At 63.1% G+C, this 20,072-nt stretch carries 17 protein-coding genes and 1 pseudogene; 9 read left to right on the forward strand and 9 right to left on the reverse strand.

Annotated features, from left to right (window positions below; genetic code table 11):
- Positions 1-162 precede the first annotated feature (162 nt).
- Both algB and IMX18_RS23885 read left to right on the forward strand, forming a co-directional pair.
- The gene (gene algB, locus IMX18_RS23880) at positions 163-1,509 is read left to right on the forward strand and encodes a sigma-54-dependent response regulator transcription factor AlgB (RefSeq protein WP_015268485.1); all 1,347 of its coding nucleotides are present in this window, start codon (positions 163-165) and stop codon (positions 1,507-1,509) included.
- A complete protein-coding gene (locus IMX18_RS23885; protein ID WP_015268484.1) occupies positions 1,506-3,287 on the forward strand; it encodes a KinB sensor domain-containing domain in 1,782 nt (593 codons plus the stop codon). Before algB ends, IMX18_RS23885 begins: the two co-directional genes overlap by 4 nt.
- Positions 3,288-3,327: 40 nt before the next feature.
- Here the strand turns inward: IMX18_RS23885 and IMX18_RS23890 are convergent, their stop codons facing one another.
- From IMX18_RS23890 to IMX18_RS23920, 7 genes and pseudogenes are all read right to left on the reverse strand, one after another.
- On the reverse strand, positions 3,328-4,932 hold the full coding sequence (locus tag IMX18_RS23890; RefSeq protein ID WP_015268483.1) for an EAL domain-containing protein: 1,605 nt from the start codon (positions 4,930-4,932) through the stop codon (positions 3,328-3,330).
- A 122-nt stretch (positions 4,933-5,054) separates the two neighbouring features.
- Positions 5,055-5,843, reverse strand: a complete 789-nt coding sequence (locus IMX18_RS23895; protein WP_013970322.1) for an N-acetylmuramoyl-L-alanine amidase — start codon at positions 5,841-5,843, stop codon at positions 5,055-5,057.
- 80 nt (positions 5,844-5,923) lie between these two features.
- On the reverse strand, positions 5,924-7,867 hold the full coding sequence (locus IMX18_RS23900) for a GGDEF domain-containing protein (RefSeq protein WP_015268482.1): 1,944 nt from the start codon (positions 7,865-7,867) through the stop codon (positions 5,924-5,926).
- 27 nt (positions 7,868-7,894) lie between these two features.
- Positions 7,895-8,727, reverse strand: a pseudogene (locus IMX18_RS23905) (endonuclease/exonuclease/phosphatase family protein).
- A gap of 34 nt (positions 8,728-8,761) precedes the next feature.
- Positions 8,762-9,394: a thiol:disulfide interchange protein DsbA gene (gene dsbA, locus IMX18_RS23910; RefSeq protein ID WP_003256950.1), complete on the reverse strand. Its 633-nt coding sequence runs from the start codon at positions 9,392-9,394 to the stop codon at positions 8,762-8,764.
- Positions 9,395-9,568: 174 nt separating this feature from the next.
- Entirely contained in the window at positions 9,569-10,186 is a 618-nt protein-coding gene (locus IMX18_RS23915) for a c-type cytochrome (protein WP_003256951.1), read from the reverse strand.
- A gap of 31 nt (positions 10,187-10,217) precedes the next feature.
- Complete coding sequence (locus IMX18_RS23920) at positions 10,218-10,520, reverse strand: c-type cytochrome (RefSeq protein ID WP_015268479.1); 303 nt, start codon at positions 10,518-10,520, stop codon at positions 10,218-10,220.
- Positions 10,521-10,721: 201 nt separating this feature from the next.
- Here IMX18_RS23920 and yihA point away from each other — a divergent pair, with 201 nt between their 5' ends.
- Positions 10,722-11,354 carry a ribosome biogenesis GTP-binding protein YihA/YsxC gene (yihA, locus tag IMX18_RS23925; protein WP_015268478.1) on the forward strand — a complete coding sequence of 211 codons (633 nt, stop codon included), beginning with the start codon at positions 10,722-10,724 and terminating at the stop codon, positions 11,352-11,354.
- A gap of 422 nt (positions 11,355-11,776) precedes the next feature.
- On the opposite strand, the gene polA is transcribed toward yihA, so the two are convergent.
- Positions 11,777-14,524: a DNA polymerase I gene (gene polA, locus IMX18_RS23930; RefSeq protein WP_015268477.1), complete on the reverse strand. Its 2,748-nt coding sequence runs from the start codon at positions 14,522-14,524 to the stop codon at positions 11,777-11,779.
- A gap of 75 nt (positions 14,525-14,599) precedes the next feature.
- On the opposite strand from polA, the gene IMX18_RS23935 reads away from it, so the two are divergent.
- Both IMX18_RS23935 and IMX18_RS23940 read left to right on the forward strand, forming a co-directional pair.
- Positions 14,600-14,887: a DUF2782 domain-containing protein gene (locus tag IMX18_RS23935; protein ID WP_015268476.1), complete on the forward strand. Its 288-nt coding sequence runs from the start codon at positions 14,600-14,602 to the stop codon at positions 14,885-14,887.
- Positions 14,888-14,956: 69 nt separating this feature from the next.
- Positions 14,957-15,907 (forward strand): homoserine kinase, encoded by a 951-nt coding sequence (locus IMX18_RS23940; RefSeq protein WP_217190018.1) that lies wholly within the window; start codon positions 14,957-14,959, stop codon positions 15,905-15,907.
- Positions 15,908-16,220: 313 nt separating this feature from the next.
- Here the strand turns inward: IMX18_RS23940 and IMX18_RS23945 are convergent, their stop codons facing one another.
- A complete protein-coding gene (locus IMX18_RS23945; RefSeq protein ID WP_043935186.1) occupies positions 16,221-17,177 on the reverse strand; it encodes a zinc ABC transporter substrate-binding protein in 957 nt (318 codons plus the stop codon).
- Positions 17,178-17,195: 18 nt separating this feature from the next.
- Between IMX18_RS23945 and zur the strand changes: the two genes are divergently transcribed.
- From zur to IMX18_RS23965, 4 genes are all read left to right on the forward strand, one after another.
- Positions 17,196-17,681 (forward strand): zinc uptake transcriptional repressor Zur, encoded by a 486-nt coding sequence (gene zur / locus IMX18_RS23950; protein WP_015268473.1) that lies wholly within the window; start codon positions 17,196-17,198, stop codon positions 17,679-17,681.
- Complete coding sequence (znuC, locus tag IMX18_RS23955; RefSeq protein WP_025337219.1) at positions 17,678-18,454, forward strand: zinc ABC transporter ATP-binding protein ZnuC; 777 nt, start codon at positions 17,678-17,680, stop codon at positions 18,452-18,454. Before zur ends, znuC begins: the two co-directional genes overlap by 4 nt.
- On the forward strand, positions 18,447-19,229 hold the full coding sequence (gene znuB / locus IMX18_RS23960) for a zinc ABC transporter permease subunit ZnuB (protein ID WP_003256958.1): 783 nt from the start codon (positions 18,447-18,449) through the stop codon (positions 19,227-19,229). The genes znuC and znuB overlap by 8 nt, the downstream gene beginning before the upstream one ends.
- Before the next feature lie 127 nt (positions 19,230-19,356).
- Positions 19,357-20,064, forward strand: a complete 708-nt coding sequence (locus IMX18_RS23965) for a PA5502 family lipoprotein (RefSeq protein WP_015268471.1) — start codon at positions 19,357-19,359, stop codon at positions 20,062-20,064.
- Positions 20,065-20,072: the final 8 nt, after the last annotated feature.

Raw genomic sequence — 20,072 nt, forward strand, 5'->3', positions numbered from 1 at the left:
TGCCACCGTGCGCCTCTAAGAAAATCATCTGGATAGCGCGGCCTCCACGCGCTGATTGGCCAGTGGCTAGCATGCAAAGGACAGGTTCCTTCACAATGGACCATGCAACTTGCCCGATTTTTCCCACACTAAATGAAGATCTTTCCTAAAGGAGCGCAGCACATGGAGTCAGCCCAGGACAACCAAGGCCGCATTCTGCTGGTGGATGACGAGTCCGCGATCCTGCGCACCTTCCGCTACTGCCTGGAGGACGAGGGCTACAATGTGGCAACGGCCAACAGCGCCGCCCAGGCCGAAGCCTTGCTGCAGCGCCAAGTATTCGACCTGTGCTTCCTCGATTTGCGCCTGGGCGAGGACAACGGCCTCGATGTGCTGGCGCAGATGCGTATCCAGGCCCCCTGGATGCGGGTGGTGATCGTCACCGCGCACTCAGCGATCGATACGGCGGTAGACGCGATCCAGGCCGGCGCCGCCGATTACCTGGTAAAGCCGTGCAGCCCCGACCAGCTGCGCCTGGCTACCGCCAAACAGTTGGAAGTGCGCCAGCTTTCCGCGCGACTGGAGGCCCTGGAAGGTGAAGTGCGCAAACCCAAGGACGGCCTCGACTCGCACAGCCCGGCCATGATGGCGGTACTGGAAACCGCCCGCCAGGTCGCTACCACCGACGCCAACATCCTCATCCTTGGCGAGTCGGGCACAGGTAAAGGTGAACTGGCCCGGGCCATCCACGGCTGGAGCAAGCGCGCGCGCAAATCCTGCGTGACCATCAACTGCCCGTCACTGAACGCCGAGCTGATGGAAAGCGAGTTGTTCGGCCACACCCGCGGCGCCTTCACCGGCGCCAGCGAAAGCACCCTGGGGCGAGTCAACCAGGCAGATGGGGGCACGCTGTTCCTCGACGAGATCGGCGATTTCCCGCTGACCTTGCAGCCCAAACTGCTGCGTTTCATCCAGGACAAGGAATACGAGCGCGTCGGCGACCCGGTCACCCGTCGCGCCGATGTGCGTATCCTCGCCGCCACCAACCTCAACCTCGAAGAGATGGTGCGTGAGAGCCGTTTCCGCGAAGACCTGCTGTATCGCCTGAACGTCATCACTTTGCACCTGCCGCCGCTGCGCGAGCGCAGTGAAGACATCCTGACCTTGGCCGACCGCTTTCTCGCCCGCTTCGTCAAGGAATACTCTCGGCCTGCGCGCGGCTTCAGTGATGAAGCCCGCACAGCCCTGCTCAACTACCGCTGGCCCGGCAACATTCGCGAACTGCGTAACGTGGTGGAGCGGGCCAGTATCATCTGCCCGCAGGAACGCGTGGAAATCAGCCACCTGGGCATGGGCGAGCAGCCTGCTGGTAACGCCCCTCGCATAGGCGCCGCGCTGAGCCTTGATGAGCTGGAGCGCGCCCACATTGGCGCGGTGCTGGCCGCCAGTGACACCCTTGACCAGGCCGCCAAGACCCTGGGGATCGATGCATCCACCCTGTACCGCAAGCGCAAGCAGTACAACCTATGAAATGGCCGCCCATGAAGCTGCGCACGCGGCTTTTCCTCAGCATTTCGGCGCTGGTCACCGTGGCCCTGCTCGGGCTGCTGCTGGGCCTGGTCAGCGTGCTGCAAATGGCCACGGTGCAGCAGCGACTGGTGCGCGATACTACCCACACCTTGGAAATAGGGCTGAAGCTGCGCCAGAACCTTGGCGAACAGTTGACTCTGATCCTCGATGACGAGACCGCCCCGGAAAACCTGCGGCTGCTGCAAGACAACTTCCAGACCCTGCTGAACCAAGGCCTGGACCAAGGTGGCGAGCGCACCGGCTTCAGCAAGGCCAGCAGCAATTACCAGGCCTTCCTCCAGGCCTACCGCGACAGCCCGGCGCCCTCCCGCAGCATGGGCGTTGACCAACCACTCGGGGCCGCGTTCAACCAGGTCCGCACCGATCTGATCGATTCCCACAAGCAGGCCTTGGAGCACATCACCCGCAGCGAGGAACACACCCGCGCCCACGCCCTCCTGGTCAGCGGCGTACTCGGCCTGATGGGTTTGGTGGTACTGGTACTGGGCTTCATCACTGCGCACAACATCGCCCGGCGCTTCGGTCAGCCGATCGAAGCATTGGCTAAAGCGGCCGACCAACTCGGCAAGGGCGATTTCGACGTCACCCTGCCGGTCACACAGGCCACCGAACTGAACCAGCTCACCCGCCGCTTCGGCCTGATGGCCGATGCCTTGCGCAAGCACCAGGCCACCAACGTCGATGAACTGCTGGCTGGCCAGCAACGCTTGCAGGCCGTGCTGGACAGCATCGACGATGGCCTGCTGATCATTGATCGCCAGGGCCGCCTGGAACACCTCAACCCGGTGGCGCAGCGCCAGCTGGGCTGGACCGACAGCCGCGCCGGCAGCAGCCTGGCCGAAGCCCTGCAGCGCCCGGAACTGGAACAGCAGCTACGGCAGGTACTGCGCGGCGGCAACCTCGACCGCCAGCCAGACGACCTGAACATGGACGTCGATGACGAAACGCGCCTGCTCGCCTACAGCCTGACCCCGGTCAGCCACCCGCAAGGGCCGATACTTGGCGCAGTGATGGTGCTGCATGATGTAACCGAGCAGCGCGCCTTCGAACGCGTGCGCAGCGAGTTCGTGCTGCGCGCTTCCCACGAGTTGCGCACCCCGGTGACTGGCATGCACATGGCCTTCGGTCTGTTGCGCGAGCGGCTCAAGTTCCCGCCAGAGGCGCGCGAGCATGACCTGCTGGAGACCATCGGCGAGGAAATGCAGCGCCTGACCCAGTTGATCAACGACCTGCTCAACTTCAGCCGCTACCAGAGCGGGATGCAGAAGCTCGAGCTGGCTCCCTGCGCCATAGACGAACTGCTGGAACGTGCACAACATCGCTTTGCCGAGCCAGCGGCGAACAAGCAGATCGAGTTGATCACGGAGCTGGAACCGCCGCTACCGCGTATCCAGGCCGATGTCGCCCAACTCGACCGGGTGCTGGACAACCTGTTGCACAATGCCATCCGCCATACCGCCAGCGGCGGTCGTATCCGCCTGCATGCACGACGGCATGCGGAGCGGGTCATCATCAGTGTCGAGGATAACGGCGAAGGCATTGCCTATGGGCAACAGGGGCGCATCTTCGAGCCCTTCGTGCAGGTAGGGCGCAAGAAAGGCGGCGCGGGGCTGGGGTTGGCGCTGTGCAAAGAGATCGTGCAGCTGCATGGCGGGCGCATGGGCGTGTTTTCCCGACCGGGGCAGGGGACCCAGTTCTACATGGCACTACCGGTCTGAATGTACCCTGCCCCCGGCCCCATCTTCGGTGCCGGATCAGTCAATGCTCAACCCGCCGCGGCAGCCGACCTCGAGTCACCAGTTCGGCAAACTGCCGGGCATTCAGTGGCCGGGCAAAAAGCCAGCCCTGGCCATAATTGACCCCTTCGCTGTTCAGCAGCACCGCTTGGTCTTCACACTCGATTCCTTCGGCAATCACCCGCAGGTGCAGGTCGTGAGCCATGCGAATGATATGCGGGGCAACACCGCTACTGGCGGCGTCGTGCCCCAAGGCATCGATAAACGCCTTGTCGATCTTCAGGCAGTCCACTGGCAGGGTTTGCAGGTACGCCAGGCTGCAATAGCCAGTCCCAAAATCGTCGATCAGCACTTGATGCCCCACTGCGCGCAGCGCCTGGAGGTTGTCGCGGGCCACAACCACATCGATCAGGCCGCGCTCGGTCACCTCGAAGGCGATCTGGCTGGCCGACACACGGTGCAAGGCCAGCAAGCGTGCCGCCACCCGCCCGATGCGCGGCACCATCACATCACAGGCCGCCAGATTCACCGAAATGTACAAGTTGGGGTGCGAGCGCAGTAGCTGCCCTAGCTGTTCCAGCACACGCTGCAGGACAAAGTCCGTGATCTGGCGAATCTGCCCGGTGTTTTCCGCCAAAGGGATGAACAGGTCCGGGCTGGTCAGGGTACCGTCCGGGCGGCGCCAGCGCACCAGAGCCTCGGCCCCGACACAGCGTCGGCTGTCGAGCTCGAAGATCGGCTGGTAGAGCACCTGCAGTTCGCCGCGACGCAAAGCATTCTGCAATTCCGAGCTCATCGACCGCCGCTGCAGGATCAGTTGCAGTACCAGCCAGCCGATGCAACAGGCCGCCAGTACACTGCCGGGGAACAGAAGCCAGAGCATGCCGTTCATCCTCAACGGCAGGCTCGCCCGCGGGGCGATCAGCACCAACTGGTAGTCCGGTGACTTGGTCGGCATTCGGTAGATCAGTCGATCGCTGAGTTCAAGCAGCGACTTGTGGCTGGTTGACCAGGCCGAAGGAGGCGGCCATACCTGCGGTGGGCCCAGCACGGGGATGGCCCGGGCACCGTTGTCCAACACCACCACCAGGCTGCCGCCCGGGGGCAAGTCGACCACATCGGTCAGGTGCCCACGAGAGGTGGATACCACGAACTTGCCCCTCCCAAGCATCAGCGCGGCCAGGTTCTCGTTCGGCTCGGTCGTGGTATTCAGCCAGTAGCTGTAGGTCGGCCCTTGAATGTCGGGGGCGCGCAGGGGTTCGAACGCCCGCTCATCACCGCGGTTTGAGCAGGCCACATCTCCATCCACGTACGCCGCTTCATAAATGAAGCGGGAACTCAGGCCTACCTGCTGCAATGCCGTCAGCATCGCCGGGCTGCAGCCGCGCAAGGGTTGCGCCTGCAGCAGGTCGACCCCTTCGCGCAACTGGCCGAACACCTGCTCGAGGCGCTCCAGAAAGCGTTCGCCCTGGGCGTTCATCTGTGCACTCTCGCTTTGCTTCATCTGTTGCAGGGCAATGCCGATGCTTGCAGAAAGCAACAGTGCCGCGCTGGCCAGTGCTGCCAACGTGGCCAGCATCCAGGGACGGTAAAAAATTTGGCGCAGCAAGGCGATGAGGGCTGACATCGAGGGCATCCAGTTGATTACTAGGTTATAGCAACTGAATCAGGAATCACCTTTGCCGTTTGGCGCTTCGCTACAAGCGCCGAAGGCCGCTCCTAAACAAGAGCCCGTCTCACCTTGGCAGATCAACGCATCCGGTTGAGCACCTGCAGCATCGCCGCCGTCTGCGCATCCGGCATGCCATCGAAGCGCTGCGGGCGGAAACGCATCTGGAAGGCGGCGATCACATGGCGGGTGGCAACATCAAGTACCCCAGTCTGCTCGATCGCATAGCCAAACCGCGCCAGCTCCTGCTGGTACCAGCCAACGCTCGGCGGGTTGACGCTGAAATAGGCTTGCTGCCGTGCCACGGCAGTTGCATCCGGCCAGACACCCAATCCGGCGTCGGCCAGGCGTTTCCACGGAAATAGCGGCCCCGGGTCAAGCTTGCGCAGCGGCGCGATATCGCTGTGGCCAATGATGTGCCGTGGCTCGATGTTGTTACGCTTGACGATGTCCTTGAGCAGCGCGATCAGCGACTGGACCTGCGCTTCGCTGTAAGGGTGCCAGACCCGCCCATTCGGCGTGTCGGTGAAGCCCGGGTTGACGATTTCGATACCGATGGACGAGGAGTTCAGCCAGGTCCGCCCCTGCCACTGGCTATCACCGGCATGCCAGGCGCGGCGGCTTTCATCCACCAGCTGGTACACCGTCGCCGGGCCGTCACCAATCAGATAGTGGCTGCTGACTTCCCCATGGGTCAGCAACGCCAGGGAACGCTCCAGCGAAGCATTGGTGTAGTGCAGGACAACGAACTGGATGCGGTTGTCCTGGTTGATCGAAGGGTGGCTACGGTCGATGCGCAGGCCGGTCGAGCAACCGGCGACAGACAACAGCAGGAAGGAAATCAGGGTTTTTTTAAGCGTGGAAAGCACGTCAGTGGCCTCAGCGTATGAGCGCTACAGTATAACGTGCTCCCCAAGGGCCGTGCTTGCCGCGAGTCAGCAGCTACCGGCTATGCCAGCTCGACACGGTTGCGTCCCGATTCCTTGGCCCGGTAAAGCGCCGCATCGGCGCGCTTGAGCACCTGATCGCCGCGCTCGCCGGGACGGAATGCACCCAGGCCGATGGACGTGGTGATCACCACCCGTTCGCCCTTGAAGTGGAACGGGCACGCCTCGACCGTGGCCCTCAGCATCTCGGCTATCTGGGCAGCGGCAGCCGGCGAGGTTTGCGGCAGCAGCAGGACAAACTCCTCGCCGCCAAACCGGGCGATGAAGTCATGGCTGCGCAGGCGCTTGCGCAACTGGTCGGCGACGATCTTCAAGACCTTGTCCCCAGCCAGGTGCCCATAGCTATCGTTGATACGCTTGAAATGGTCCAGGTCGAGGATCGCCATCGCCAGATGGCCGCCGTGTGCCTGCCATTCGAGCATTTCGCGCTCGACCCGCTCGCTCCAGGCCGCACGGTTGGGCAGGCCGGTTAGGGGATCGAGCAAGGCCTTCTGGCGCTGCTCTTCCAAGTGCTCACGGTAGCCGAGCGCCTCTTGCTCCATGTTCGCCACCCGCTCCGACAGCCCTTGCAGGCGACCAGCCAGCTCCTGTTCGCGGCGATCACGCTCATGCTTGTGCTCATCCATAGTCACCAACAGACCTTCCAGGCGGTTTTCCAGAATGTGCTTGAGGCTGTCGACGTCGGCGGCACCTTGCACACTGCTCTGCAACCCATCGACGTGCTCACGCAGCTGGGTATCCAGCTCGCGAGCGGCCGAGCTGTTGTCGGCATGGCCGGCGCTAGCCTCGTGCAGGTGGCTCTGGAAACCTTCCAGGCGTTCGTTGAGCTGCTGCAGGTAGGTTTCGAATTCGTGCTGGCCGCTGTCGGTGATCGCCAGCATGAGCACAGCCAGGTCATCCAGCACCGGTATCAGCTCATACCAGTTCAAGCCGCGGGCGACGCGTTCACGCATCTCTAGCGCCTGGGCCTTGTGTCGCTCTGGCAGGCTGAGGTCATCGAGCAAGCCGATCAGAGTGTGCTCGATGTGCTCGGCAACCTGGCTGTAGGGCGGCTCCACCGCGTAGGGCAGGGCGTAGGGGCCATCTTCGCCAAAGGTTTCTTCGAGTGTTTGCGCCGGTCCTGCTTCAACCGGCGGCTCGCTGGCGATAGCTACCGCTGCCGGTACATCGTCCGGGAGCGGCTGCGGCAGCGGGGCTGGTGACAGTTCGGCCGTTTCGATAAGCGCCGGGCCTGGTGCCTCCAGCTCGGGCTCCGATATTACGAGGGCTTCGACAACAGAAGCTGAGGAGGCTGGCAGCGGCTGTAGCGCGTCCATGTCGTCGGGCTGCGGGGCATCGACACCGGCAGGTGCCGCCAAGGGCTGCGCCTCGGCAACCGGCAGCGCCAGAGGCACAAGCGCTGGCTCGCCTTGCACACCATCCTCGCGGCTGCCGAACAAGCGCTGCAAGAAGCCGGGGCGGGCCTCCGCCGCCGATTTGCCCAAGGCTGACAGCGCGCGGCCCTGCAAGCCGCTCAACTCGCCCAGCAACGGTGGCAGGTCGCGTGACTGGGCCACTCCGCCATCGAGCTTCTTCGCCAGCTTTTTCAACGGACGCGACACATCGTTCGGCAATGGCAGGCCTTGCAGCTGGTTGACCAGCGCTGTCAGCGCATCGCTGACCTGGTTCATGCGGGCTTCCCGACGCTGTTCGGAGTCCAGTACCGCCTTCTCAAGACGAGGAATCAACCCGGCAAGGCCGGCGTCCATGTTGTCGCTGCGGATGACCTCGCGCATTTCCTTCATGCACTGGTCCACCACCTTGTCGCTGCCTTCGGCAGCCAGGGTGCTGCGTACCAAACCACGACGCAGCAGGTCGAGACGGGCGTCCCAACGGCGCTCGAGCTTTTCCTGCTGCTCGATGCTTTTCAGGTATTTTTCTTTCCAGCGCTCAGCGTCTTCAGTCATGCCCGGGTCCGCAAACGGTGATGGCAATTAGCTCAGGACCGGCAGCGTATCCACAGTCAATGCATCAGGCAATCGAATCTCTACAGCAACGGGAAGGTGGTCGGAAATTGGCTGCGCCAGCACCTCGACACGCTCCAGCGTGAGGCTTGGGCTGAGCAGGATATGGTCCAGGCAACGCTGTGGTCGCCAGCTGGGGAAAGTGGCCTCGACTTGCGGGGCTATCAGGCCCAGGTCGCGCAACGGCGAGTGCTCCAGCAGGTCGGTTGCATGGGTATTCATGTCGCCCATTAGCACCTGGTGGCGATAGCCGCCAATCAGCTCGCGGATGTAGCCCAGCTGCAGAGTGCGGGTCTTGGCGCCGAGGGCCAGGTGCATCATCACCACGATCAGCGCATCTTCACCCTCGCCAAAGCGCACCAGGATCGCACCACGCCCAGCCGGGCCGGGCAACGGGTGATCCTCCAGCAGATGCGGCTTCAGGCGGCTGAGCACCCCGTTGCTGTGCTGGGCAAAACGCCCGAGGTTGCGGTTGAGTTGCTGGTACCAGTAGGGGAAGGCACCCAGGTGGGCAAGGTGCTCGACCTGGTTGACGTAGCCCGAGCGCAGGCTGCCGCCATCGGCCTCCTGCAAGGCTACCAGGTCGAAGTCGCCCAGCAGTTGGCCAATCTTCTGCAGGTTGCCGGCACGCCCGTTGTGCGGCAGCAGGTGCTGCCAGCTGCGGGTCACGTAATGCCGGTAGCGCTCGGTGCTGATGCCCACCTGGATGTTGAAACTGAGCAGCCGCAGGCGACCATCCTCAGGCAGGCCAGGGGCCTGCAGGTGATGCTCGTTGACCTGCGGCTGGTGCAGGCCAATGCCACGCGCGGTTCTGAAGCGGCGCATGGGTTACGCCGCCTACTTAGCGGCGCGCTCCTTGGCGATCAGCTGGTCGGCAACGTTCAGTACGCCTTCCGGCCCGCCGGCGGTACCCAGGTCGAAGCGGTACTTGCCGTTGACCACCATGCTCGGTACGCCGGTGATCTCGTACTTCTTCGCCAGTTCCTTGGCCTGGTTGACCTGGCCCTTGATGGCGAACGAATTGAAGGTGGCGAGGAACTTGTCCTTGTCCACGCCTTGGGTGGCAAGGAAGTCGGCCATGTCCTGCGGGTCGGTCAGGCGCTTGCGCTGGTTCTGGATGGCATCGAACACTGCGGCGTGCACCTTCTGCTCGACGCCCATGGCTTCGAGGGTCAGGAACATCTGGCCGTGGGCGTCCCATGCGCCACCGAACATGGCTGGTACGCGCTTGAAGTTGACGTCCTTGGGCAGTTTATCGACCCACGGGTTGATGGTCGGCTCGAAGTGGTAGCAGTGGGGGCAGCCGTACCAGAACAGCTCGACCACTTCGATCTTGCCAGGTACGGAAACCGGAACAGGGTTGCTCAGCTCGAGGTATTCCTTGCCAGCGACAGGCTCGGCGGCCTGGACGGCAGTCATACCGAATACGCTGGCAGCGACCAGCGCGGCGCTGAGAATCAGTTTACGCATGCTTTACTCCTGGGCAGTCATTGGTCGCCACGACGCGACCTGCACTGAGACAGGCCGGGAACGGGCCGAGTTCTGTAGTGTAACGGCTGCGAACGAAAAAAAGGGCGGTCCGGCCGCCCTTTCATCATTGGCCTACAACATTAACTGAAGGTTAATGCGCCGACCGTAATGGCCTCAGTGCAGGCCCTGGATGTAACTGGCCAGCGCCTCTATGTCGTGGTTGCTCAGCTTGCCAGCGATGGTGCGCATGGTCATGGCATCGCCATCGTTGGTGCGGTTGCCTTCGCGGAAGTCGGTGAGCTGCTTGGTCACGTACTGCGCGTGCTGCCCGCCCAGGTGCGGGAAGCCGGCCAAGGCGATACCCGCGCCGTTCGGCGAGTGGCAGCCGGTGCAGGCAGGCATGCCTTTTTCCAGGTCTCCACCGTTGAACAGCGCCCGACCACGTTCGACCAGCTTGGGATCGGCGGCGCCCACGCTGCCTTTCTGGCTGGAGAAGTAGGCGGCGATATCGGCCAGGTCCTGGTCGCTGAACGCGGCCAGCATGCCGGTCATCTCCAGCACGGTACGCTTGCCCGACTTGATATCGTGCAATTGTTTTTCAAGGTAGCGCTGGCCTTGGCCGGCCAGTTTCGGGAAGTTCGGTGCCAGGCTGTTGCCGTCGGGGTTGTGGCAGGCGCCACAGACGGCCGTCTTGGCCTGGCCGGCGGCGGCATCGCCTTTGACGGGTTGCGCAGCAGTGGCCGCACCTGCGACACCCAGGGTCAACAGCAGACTCACGACTAGTTTGTTCATCAGCTAATCCAACACGGCTAAGGGTGAAATGTTATGTATCGGGACTGCCACTCATCCAAAGGATGACCAAACGGTAGTCCTCGGCACTGCAGTCCATGCACAATCCACGCGGCGGCATAGCCTTGAAACCCTGGGTCACGTGCTTCACCAGTACATCCATGCCTTGCGCCAGCCTTGGCTCCCATGCTGCCCGGTCACCCTGCCTGGGTGCCTGTGGCAACTGCCCGGTGTGACAGGCCGCACACGTGCGGTTGTACAACACCTCGGGATCCTGTGTAGCCTGTGCGCTGAAAAACGGCAGGAACATACCGACAGCAAGCAGCCATTTCGCCATGCGGAACGACCTTCAGGGTTGGGGGCCGCGCTGCGTTCTGTTGCGCGAGCTATTGTTCGACACCCCATGCCCGTTCTCCTTCGCCGGGAGAATGAGCACACAAAAACTGGGGCATTATATACTTCCGCCATCCAAACGGAAACGACACCGCTTGCCAGGCTCGGGCCTATAGAGTCAGGCAACACCCACATCGGATATCCCATGCAAGTCAAGAACCCCATCCTCGGCCTCTGCCAGAAAGCCAAATTCGCCCTCAGCGCTGCCAAGGTCGAACAATGCCCGGACGACCAGGGTTACGAGGTGGCTTTCGCCGGCCGCTCCAACGCCGGCAAATCCAGCGCCCTCAACACCCTGACCCATGCCAGCCTGGCACGCACCTCGAAAACCCCTGGGCGCACCCAGCTGTTGAATTTCTTCAGTCTGGACGATGAACGGCGTTTGGTCGACCTGCCAGGCTACGGTTATGCAAAAGTCCCGATTCCGCTCAAGCAGCACTGGCAGAAACACCTGGAAGCCTACCTGGGCAGCCGGGAGTGCCTGCGTGGCGTGATCCTGATGATGGACGTGCGCCACCCGATGACCGACTTCGACAAGATGATGCTCGACTGGGCCAAGGCCAGCAGCATGCCGATGCACATCCTGCTGACCAAGGCCGACAAGCTGACCCACGGCGCGGGCAAGAACACCCTGCTCAAGGTGCAGTCGGAAATCCGCAAGGGTTGGGGCGATGGCGTGACCATCCAGCTGTTCTCGGCGCCCAAGCGCCTGGGCGTGGAAGAGGCGTACCGGGTGCTGGCGGACTGGATGGAGCTGGAAGACAAGCCAGTAGCCTGAGGCCCGCACCGCTCGTTGTAGGAGCAGCCTTGTGCTGCGAAGAGGCCATGACAGGCTGTATAGGTCTGTTGGCTGTACCGGCCCTTTCGCAGCACAAGGCTGTTCCTACAGGGGTAGCTGCGCCATCAGGTCAAATTCCGGGCAAAAAAAACCCCGGACTTCGTATGGGGAGGGGGAAGTTCGGGGTCCAAGTCCGGACCGCTAGGGCGGGGTCCAGATATCTGCCAACACTTAACACAACATAGGAGCATCGAAAGGCTTCACCAGCCATTCAGTTACTCTGAGTTCCGCTTCACCGGTTTAGTTCCAGAGCCCTGAAAACTATTTGCGATAGTTTCATGAAACCTCAGCACCGCTGGCACTGAGCAGTGCCAAGATCCGCATCCCTACGACACGGATCCTACACAGCTTTCCCCACCCGATCAGTGAGCTTCGTCCCAATTCGCACCAATTCCTGCCTCGACCAGCAGCGGCACATCCAGTTGCGCGGCCTTGCTCATGTGCTGGCGAATTTCATCTTTCACCTGCTCCACCAGGTCCTCGCGCACTTCCAGCACCAGTTCGTCGTGCACCTGCAGGATCACCCGTGCATCCAGCCCGCTCTCGCTCAGCCAGTTATCCACATTGACCATGGCCCGCTTGATGATGTCGGCTGCAGTACCCTGCATCGGGGCGTTGATCGCCGTGCGCTCGGCGCCTCTGCGCAGGGCCGGGTTCTTGGCATTGATATCCGGCAGGTACAGGCGGCGGCCGAACAGGGTTTCTACAAAGCCTTGCTCCGCCGCCTGGGCGCGGGTGCGCTCCATGTACGCCAACACGCCCGGGTAGCGGGCGAAGTAGCGGTCGATGTAATCCTGCGACTGCTTGCGGTCTACGCCGATCTGCTTGGCCAGGCCAAAGGCGCTCATGCCGTAGATCAGGCCGAAGTTGATGGCCTTGGCACTGCGGCGCTGATCGGTGGTGACGTCTTCCAGGGCTACGCCGAATACTTCCGCCGCCGTGGCGCGGTGCACGTCCAGGTTGTTGCGGAAGGCATGCAGCAAGCCTTCGTCCTTGGCCAGGTGGGCCATGATACGCAACTCGATCTGCGAGTAGTCCGCCGCCAGCAGCTTGTAACCCGGGCTGGCAACGAAAGCCTGGCGGATGCGCCGGCCTTCGGCAGTACGGATCGGGATGTTCTGCAGGTTCGGGTCGCTGGACGACAGTCGACCGGTGGCCGCCACCGCCTGCTGGTATGAGGTGTGGATACGCCCGGTGCGCGGGTTGATCTGCCCCGGCAGCTTGTCGGTGTAGGTGCTCTTGAGCTTGCTCAGGCTGCGGTACTGCATCAGTACCTCCGGCAGCGGGTAACCTTGCTCGGCCAGTTCGTCGAGCACCGCTTCTGCCGTGGATGGCTGGCCCTTGGTGGTCTTGCTCAGCACCGGCATGCCCAGCTTGTCGTAGAGGATCGCGCCCAGTTGCTTGGGCGAGCCGAGGTTGAACTCCTCACCGGCCAGCTCATAGGCGCGCTGCTCGAGTTCGGCCATCTTTAGCCCCAGTTCACCGCTCTGCACCTGCAGCAACGCGGCATCGACCAGCGCCCCCTGGCGCTCGATCTTGGCCAGCACCGGCACCAACGGCATCTCGATGTCCATCAACACCGGCTGCACGCTTGGCGTCTGTGCCAGGCGCGCCTGCAGCGCCTGGTGCAGGCGCAGGGTGATGTCGGCATCTTCGGCAGCGTAGGGGCCGGCCTTGTCCAGGTGGATCTGGTTGAAGGTCAGCTGCTTGGCGCCCTTGCCGGCGATATCCTCGAAGGCAATGGTGGCATGGTCGAGGTACTTCTGCGCCAGGCTGTCCATGTCGTGACGGGTGGCGGTGGAGTTCAGCACGTACGACTCGAGCATGGTGTCGTAGGCAACGCCGCGCATTTCGATAGCGGGCGAGCCATTGGCAAGGATGTTGATATCGTACTTGGCGTTCTGCCCGACCTTGGCCTTGGCCGGGTCTTCCAGCAGTGGCTTCAGCGCCTGCAGCACGGCAGTGCGGTCCAACTGGGCCGGCGCGCCTTCATAGTCGTGGGCCAGCGGCACATAGGCCGCTTCGTGCGGTTCAACGGCGAACGACAGGCCGACCAGCTGGGCCTGCTGAGCGTCCAGGCCGGTGGTCTCGGTGTCGAAAGCGAACAATGGCGCCTGGCGCAGCTTCTCCAGCCAGAAGTCGAAACGGGCCTGGTCGAGAATGGTTTCGTACCTGGGCTCGACCTTGGCCACCTGCTCCGCGACCGGCGCGATTTCGTCACCGGCCTTGGCAGCGTCACGCTGCACCTCGGCGATCCAGCTCTTGAATTCCATCTCGGTGTACAGCGCCAGCAACGCGTCGCGATCAGGTTCGCCGCACACCAGGGCATCTACTTCGATATCCAGCGGCACATCGACCTTGATGGTAGCCAGCTCATAGGACAGGAACGCCGCGTCGCGGTGCTCTTCCAGCTTGGCCGGCAGGGTCTTGGCGCCGCGAATGGCCAGCGTCGGGACCTTGTCCAGGTTAGCGTACAGGTCGCTGAGACCGCCGCCGATACCGGTCAGCAGGCCCACCGCGGTTTTTTCGCCCACGCCCGGCACACCGGGGATGTTGTCGACCTTGTCGCCCATCAGCGCCAAAAAGTCGATGATATGTTCCGGGCCGACGCCAAATTTCTCGTGCACGCCAGCCACGTCCAGCACGCTTCCGGTCATGGTGTTGACCAAGGTAATGTGCCCGTCCACCAGCTGCGCCATGTCCTTGTCACCGGTCGAGATGATCACCGGGCGGTCCAACGCGGCGCTGCTGCGCGCCAGGGTGCCGATCACGTCGTCGGCCTCGACCCCCTCGACGCACAGCAGCGGGTAGCCCAGCGCCTTGACGCTGGCGTGCAGCGGCTCGATCTGTACCCGCAGGTCGTCAGGCATGCTCGGGCGGTTTGCCTTGTATTCAGCGAACATGGCATCGCGGAAGGTGCCACCCTTGGCATCGAACACCACCGCGAACAGGCTGTCGGGGTATTGCTTGCGCAGGCTCTTGAGCATGTTCAGCACCCCCTTCACCGCGCCGGTCGGCATGCCCTTGGAGGTAGTCAACGGCGGCAGCGCGTGGAAGGCGCGGTACAGGTAGGAGGAACCGTCCACCAGGACGAGGGGCGCTTGGCTCATGAGCAGAATCAACCTTTTCGACGGGTCCGGCGCTAGAATAGCCAGAATCATTGACGACAAAGGGACAAGGTTATCATGCGTACACTCAATCGCCTGTTACTGCTCGGTCTGTTGGCCACCATGCCTGTCGTCACCCTGGCGGCGGAAGACGCCCCCTCGGCCGATCCCGAGGTGACCATTCGCACGGAAGGCGACAAAACCATCCAGGAGTACCGGCAGAACGGGTTCCTGTATGCGATCAAGATCACGCCGAAAAACGGCAAGCCTTATTTCCTGGTACGCGCCGATGGCTCTGATGGCAATTTCATTCGTTCCGACCAGCCGGACATGCTGATTCCGTCCTGGAAGATCTTCGAGTGGTAATCTGACGCGCACCGTTCACATCAACCCGGCACTTCCCGGCGGAAGTGCCCGTATGGGCAAATTTTCATCATGTCAGTCTTCACCCCCGTGACCCGGCCTGAGCTGGAAACCTTTCTGGCGCCGTACGCGCTGGGTCGTCTGCTCGATTTCCAGGGCATCGCCGCCGGCACCGAGAACAGCAATTTCTTCGTCAGCCTCGAACAGGGGGAGTTCGTCCTGACGCTGATCGAGCGCGGGCCCAGCGAGGACATGCCGTTCTTCATCGAGCTGCTGGACACTTTGCACGCAGCCGACATGCCGGTGCCCTATGCCATACGCGACCGCGACGGCAATGGCCTGCGCGAGCTGTGCGGCAAGCCGGCGCTGCTGCAGCCACGGCTGTCGGGCAAGCACATCAAGGCACCGAACGCCCAGCACTGCGCCCAGGTCGGCGAGCTGCTGGCGCACATTCACCTGGCTACCCGCGAGCACATCATCGAGCGCCGCACCGACCGCGGCCTGGACTGGATGCTGGCTTCGGGGGCCGAGTTGCTGCCGCGCCTTACCACCGAGCAAGCCGCGCTGCTGCAACCGGCGCTGGATGAAATCAGTGCGCACAAGGCACAGATCCTGGCCCTGCCACGGGCCAACCTGCATGCCGACCTGTTCCGCGACAACGTGATGTTCGAAGGCACCCACCTGACCGGTGTGATCGACTTCTACAACGCTTGTTCCGGGCCGATGCTGTATGACATTGCCATCACCGTGAACGACTGGTGCCTGGATGAACACGGCGCGATCGATGTGCCACGCGCCCAGGCGTTGCTGGCGGCCTATGCGGCGCTGCGGCCGTTCACCGCGGCCGAAGCCGAGCTGTGGCCGGAGATGTTGCGGGTAGGCTGCGTGCGCTTCTGGCTGTCGCGCCTGATTGCAGCGGAATCGTTTGCCGGGATGGATGTGATGATCCATGACCCGAGCGAGTTCGAAGTGCGTTTGTCGCAGCGCCAGCAGGTGGCTTTGCACCTGCCGTTCGCCCTCTAGAGCGTGTCTGCTTCTTTGCGGGTAAACCCGCTCCCACAGGTACGGTGACAGGCGTGAGGCTGGCGCTATCCCTGTGGGAGATTACCCAGCCCTTTTGGGCTGCGCTGTCGCGCAGAGAACAAATATCGCTCGTCTGACGCGTCCTTTGTAGGAGCAGCCTTGTGCTGCGAAGAGGCCGGTACAAGCAACAGACAGGCTTTGTCAGTACCGGCCTCTTCGCAGCACAAGGCTGCTCCTACAGAACCTCGCCGAACCAATGAGTCATGTGTTGTTCTATGAGAGCGGGTTTACCCGCGAAGAGGTCGGTACAGGCTTACAACTGTTCCAGGCACCCAACCAGGTCGCCACCCAGCTTCTCCAGCAAGCGCTCATAGCCCTTGCCATCCACCGGGTCGGTACCGCCCAGGGCATCCAGCTCGGCCAGGCGCACCGGCAGCCCGGCGGTCAAGGTCTCGGCTAGCCGCGGCCGCAGCGGCGGTTCGCTGAACACACAGGTCTTGCCCACTTCCTGCAGGCGCTTGCGCATGGCTGCCACGTGCTGCGCACCCGGCTGCACCTCGGACGCCACGCTGAACACCCCGGTGTGCTTCAGGCCATACTCGGCCTCGAAATAGTCGAATGCTTCGTGAAACACGAAGTACGGCTTGCCGGCAATCCCGGCCACCCGCGCCTTGATCCGCTTATCCAATGCGTCCAGGCGTTCGTCGAAGGCCTTGAGGTTGCTCTGGTAGCGCACCGTATTGGCCGGATCGATCTGCGCCAGGTCAGCCGCCATTTTCGCTGCAATCACACGCGCGTTGACCGACGATAGCCACAGGTGCGCGTCCAGGCTGCCCGGGCGGTGGTCGTGGTCATGGTCGTCGTGGTCTTCTTCCTCATGGGAATGGCTGTCCTCGCCAAAATGCCGGAGCTTCATGCCCGGTAGCGCCTGCACGGCCACAGTGGGCTTGCTGCGATTGCCCAGTACCCGCGGCAGGAAGCCCTCCATGTCCGGGCCGATCCAGTAAAGCAGGTCGGCATCGCCTACCCGCCGTACGTCGGACGGGCGCAGCGCGTAGTGGTGTGGCGAAGCCCCCGGAGGCAGCAATACCTCAGGGGTGCCAACACCGTCCTGCACGGCAGCGGCAATCTGCTGCAGGGGTTTGATACTGGTCAGCACGCGCACGTCGGCCTGGGCGGAAAATGCGATGAAAGCGACAAAAAGGACTAGGAATCGGGACACGGTGAATACTCGAGTCGTCAGAAACAGGTAACATAATAACGTCTCCATCCAGAACCGTCGCTGCCCATGTCCATCACGCCGCTGGCCAACCGTCCTCACGATCATTCCCATTGCGTACACAGCGCATTGGCTGAAGCCGACGCCTTGTGCACCCGCCAGGGCCTGCGCCTGACCGCGCTGCGCCGTCGAGTGCTGGAACTGGTGTGGCAAAGCCACAAGCCGCTGGGCGCCTACGATATCCTCGCCGTGCTCAGTGAGCAGGACGGCCGCCGCGCCGCGCCCCCCACGGTGTACCGTGCGCTGGACTTCCTGCTGGAAAACGGCCTGGTGCACCGCATCGCCTCGCTCAACGCATTCATCGGCTGCAGCCACCCGGAACACCTGCACCAGGGTCAGTTCCTGATCTGCCGGGCCTGCCATGTGGCCATCGAACTGGAACAGGACAGTATCAGCGAAGCCATCATCAGCAGCGCCAAGGGCGTGGGCTTCACGGTCGAGACCCAGACGGTGGAAGTGGTCGGTCTGTGCAGCAATTGCCGGAGCGCGGCATGAGTGATGCACTGATCCGCCTGGAGCAGGTCGGTGTCACCTTCGGTGGCGAGGCGGTGCTCGACAGCATCGACCTGTCGGTCGCACCTGGCCAGATCGTCACCCTGATCGGCCCGAACGGCGCGGGCAAGACCACCCTCGTGCGCGCCGTGCTCGGCCTGCTCAAGCCGCACCGCGGCAAGGTTTGGCGCAAGCCGAAACTGCGCATTGGCTACATGCCGCAAAAGATCCAGGTCGATGCCACGCTCCCGCTGTCAGTGTTGCGCTTCTTGCGCCTGGTGCCCGGTGTAGACCGCGCGGCAGCCTTGTCGGCGTTGCAGGAAGTAGGCGCCGAGCAGGTCATCGACAGCCCGATCCAGACCATTTCCGGCGGCGAGATGCAGCGCGTGCTGCTGGCCCGCGCCCTGCTGCGCGAACCCCAGTTGCTGGTGCTTGACGAGCCAGTGCAGGGCGTAGACGTGGTTGGCCAGACCGAGCTGTACAACCTCATTACCCGCCTTCGCGACCGTCACGGCTGCGGCGTGCTGATGGTTTCCCACGACCTGCACCTGGTGATGAGCGCCACAGACCAGGTGGTTTGCCTGAACCGCCACGTGTGCTGTTCGGGCCACCCCGAACAGGTCAGCGGCGACCCGGCATTCGTCGAGCTGTTCGGCCAGACCGCCGCACCCAGCCTGGCCATCTACCACCACCATCACGACCACAGCCATGACCTGCACGGCTCGGTGGTCGCCCCTGGCACCCATGTTCACGGAGCGCACTGCAAGCATGGCTGATTTTCTTCTCTACGCCCTGCTTGCCGGTTTGTCCCTGGCGCTGGTAGCCGGCCCACTGGGCTCCTTCGTGGTGTGGCGGCGCATGGCCTATTTTGGCGACACCCTGTCCCACGCCGCCCTGCTCGGCGTGGCGCTGGGTTTTGCTCTGGACGTCAGCCCGGCGCTGGCGGTAACCGTGGGCTGCCTGTTGCTGGCGATCTTGCTGGTTACCTTGCAGCAACGCCAACCGCTGGCCTCCGATACACTGCTTGGCATCCTCGCCCCCAGCACCTTGTCGCTGGGCCTGGTGGTGCTGAGCTTCATGCATGATGTCCGCATCGACCTGATGGCCTATCTGTTCGGCGATCTACTGGCCATCAGCACCACCGATCTTGCCTGGATCCTCGGTGGCAGCGCGCTGGTCCTGCTGCTGCTCGCTGCACTGTGGCGGCCGTTGCTTGCAGTCACCGTGCACGAGGAGCTGGCCATGGTCGAGGGCCTGCCGGTGGCCGGGCTGCGCATGGCGCTGATGCTGCTGATCGCGGTGGTGATTGCCGTTGCCATGAAGATCGTCGGGGTGCTGCTGATCACCTCGCTGCTGATCATTCCTGCCGCTGCGGCGCAACGTCACGCCCGTTCTCCCGAACAGATGGCCTTGGGCGCCAGCCTGCTGGGCGTGACCGCGGTATGCGGCGGCCTGGCCCTGTCCTGGTTCAAGGACACCCCTGCCGGCCCGTCGATCGTGGTCTGCGCGGCGGTGCTATTCTTGCTGAGCCTGGCCCTGCCAAAACGCTGAAAAACAGGGCGTGCGAAGGCGCGCCCTGCAACCTTTCCGCACGTAAAGGGTCTGTAAGACTTGTTTTCGAGCGTGCGCACCTGGGTGTAGACTTGCTCGCTTTTTGCGCAAATAGAGAGTCGCAGGAATGAAGCCGTTCGCCTCCCGTTATCTGCTTGTTGCCGCGTTTTCCCTGTTCCTGGCTGCGTGTTCAAACGCGCCGGTCGAACAGGCCACCGCACCTGCCCAAGCAGATGCCTGGCAGCAATTGCAACAGAACATCGCCAGCAACGAACTGGCCACCGCCGAAGACCAGCTGGCAGCCTTGCAGGCCCAGGCGCCGGATGACGCGCGCCTGGAGCAATACCAGCGCCAGCTTGCCGAAGCCTACCTGCAACGCAGCCAGATCTTCCTGCAAAAGGGTGATGTGAACGCTGCCGCCACAGCCCTGGCCCGTGCCCGCGCGCTGATGCCGCAGGCCCCGGCGGTTACTGGTGGCGACGCCGTGACCCAGGCGCGCAAGGCCGAGCTGGAGAAAGCTGAAGCGGCGTTGAAAGCGGCCGAGGCCAAGCCCAAGGCGCGCATCATCGACCCGGCTGCACCGAGCACCGTGGTGGCCTTGAAGACCACCGACAGCCGCGCCATGCGTCGCCAGCTGGATGACATTGCCGCCGATGTGGTGAGCTATCAATGCGACGTGGTGTTCCAGGTGCCGCGTACCGAAGATGCGCCTTGGCTGAAGACCTTGCTGGAGAAACGCGTGCGCAAGATCGACAGCGGGTTCGAGCTGAAGCAGAAGCACGAGATTCAGCGGTCGTTGCCGGCGCAGGTGGTTCTGGTTCCGCATCAGCGTTAAGAATCTGG

Origin of the sequence: Pseudomonas shirazica (genome assembly GCF_015168335.1) — a bacterium.
Classification (GTDB): domain Bacteria; phylum Pseudomonadota; class Gammaproteobacteria; order Pseudomonadales; family Pseudomonadaceae; genus Aquipseudomonas; species Aquipseudomonas asiatica.